The following is a 1,635-nucleotide window of genomic DNA, read 5'->3' on the forward strand; positions in this document are numbered from 1 at the left end:
TCCAGGCTGGGAACCCACCGTGGTTGTTTTCGAAATTAGTCAGCTCGTTCTTTTCCATGGAGCTCGGCCGTTGGAAGAACCCAGCCGTCTGGTATCGGAAGTAGTTGGGATTGCGCTCTCGGAGATGTTCCAGCAGACGTCGCTGGAGATTGCTGGCCTTACCGATGTACACCAACTTTCCGAAGGCTTTCAGCTCATACACCCCACCTTTTGTGGGAACATTCGACTTGATGTGTCGGGCTGATGCCCGACTCCACTTCTTAGATATTGGCACATATGCCACCACGAGCGGTGGGAGTATGAATCATGTCAAAAACAATTTGTTTAGATGTGGTCATCACCTGTAGATTTATGATGGTTAAAGAGAACAACGTTAGTTGTTGTAGATGAGTAGACAAGACCAACCGGATGGCCAATCGCCGGAGTCACTCAGTCCAGACCAACTGAAAACGTACGTCCGCGAGGTCATGGGTTGGACCGCCTATCAAGCACAGGCGTACGTCGCTGTGGTTCAAGATGGGCCACTTGAACCGAGTGACATCGTCGCGATGACAGAGGTCCCTCAGGGACGTGTATACAACGTAATGGGTGAACTCGAGGGTGAGGCGGTTAACGTCCAAGGTCGACAACCAAAACGATACCAGGCGCAACATCCCCGTTCGTTGTTAGGAGGCAAACAGGAGGCGTTTAATGACAAAGCCGATGCTGCGATTGCACACTTAGAACAGCAACACGAGATTCAGCGTGAGCGTAGGGGCACGCGGCACCCAGCATGGGTTATCCCTGGAATCTCTGGAACAAAACGCGAGCTCGTTGAAGGACTCGAAGTGGCGGAGGAGCAAGTACTCCTGATGGAACAGGACGGTAAGTGGATACAGTCAAACGAGATACGAGATATTGCTCGTATAGTCGCCAACGGAGTCGAAGTTGAGGTTATCGGATGGTCGGGTTGGCAAGACCGTATAGAAAATCTTGTCCAGGAAACTGAAGCCTCTGCATGGGTCAGTGAGCAGGTCGACAGTTCATTTGCCCTCATTGACGGAGAACTCGCGATCATGCGCGTTGGTCAAGGCGATACCGGAGTGAAGATTGAAGATGCCGGGTCAGTAGATATTTTGCGATTGGCGTTTGAAGCTTCAAAAGAGACCGCGACCGAGATCTAACCTATGCACAAGCGACTAATTCCCCTCACATTGGCATTCGTAGGGGACGAGAATCCAATTGACGGACGTACGCGCTTGCAAAAGATGGTCTTTGTCGTCCAACAAGAGTTGGTCAATTCAGGCCATCTAAACGAGAACCAACTCTATGAGTTCTTCGCGTATGACTACGGTCCATTCTCGAAAGAATTAGCCGAAGACATCGATCAAATGATCGAGGCAAGGCTCCTTGACGAAGAGGAAGTAGAATACGATGACGACGGCAATATCAAGTATCTCTACAATCTCGAGCCTGACGGCCGAGAATTAGTTGAGCAAGAACTGACCGCGAAAGACGTCGAAAAAGTAGTCGAGAAGGCAACTCAAATCAAGGAGCGGTTCAACGGTGATCTCTCACTCCCAGAGGTTATCGATGAAGTCTATGCTGAATATCCAGAGTATGCAGAAAACAGCGTCTACTGAGCTCTTCTTGAGC

The 1,635-nt window shown here is 50.2% G+C and carries 3 protein-coding genes; 2 read left to right on the forward strand and 1 reads right to left on the reverse strand.

Annotated elements, in window-relative coordinates; translation table 11 throughout:
- Positions 1-286: GIY-YIG nuclease family protein (locus C5B91_RS23140; RefSeq protein WP_158589931.1), on the reverse strand; the 286-nt coding region annotated here is incomplete at its 3' end.
- A 181-nt stretch (positions 287-467) separates the two neighbouring features.
- Here C5B91_RS23140 and C5B91_RS20935 point away from each other — a divergent pair.
- Both C5B91_RS20935 and C5B91_RS20940 read left to right on the forward strand, forming a co-directional pair.
- Positions 468-1,163 (forward strand): TrmB family transcriptional regulator, encoded by a 696-nt coding sequence (locus C5B91_RS20935; protein ID WP_233547841.1) that lies wholly within the window; start codon positions 468-470, stop codon positions 1,161-1,163.
- 3 nt (positions 1,164-1,166) lie between these two features.
- The gene (locus C5B91_RS20940; protein ID WP_119713011.1) at positions 1,167-1,622 is read left to right on the forward strand and encodes a hypothetical protein; all 456 of its coding nucleotides are present in this window, start codon (positions 1,167-1,169) and stop codon (positions 1,620-1,622) included.
- The last annotated feature ends 13 nt before the right edge of the window (positions 1,623-1,635 follow it).

This window comes from Haloferax sp. Atlit-10N, assembly GCF_003586325.1.
In the GTDB taxonomy this organism is placed as follows: Archaea; Halobacteriota; Halobacteria; order Halobacteriales; family Haloferacaceae; genus Haloferax; species Haloferax prahovense.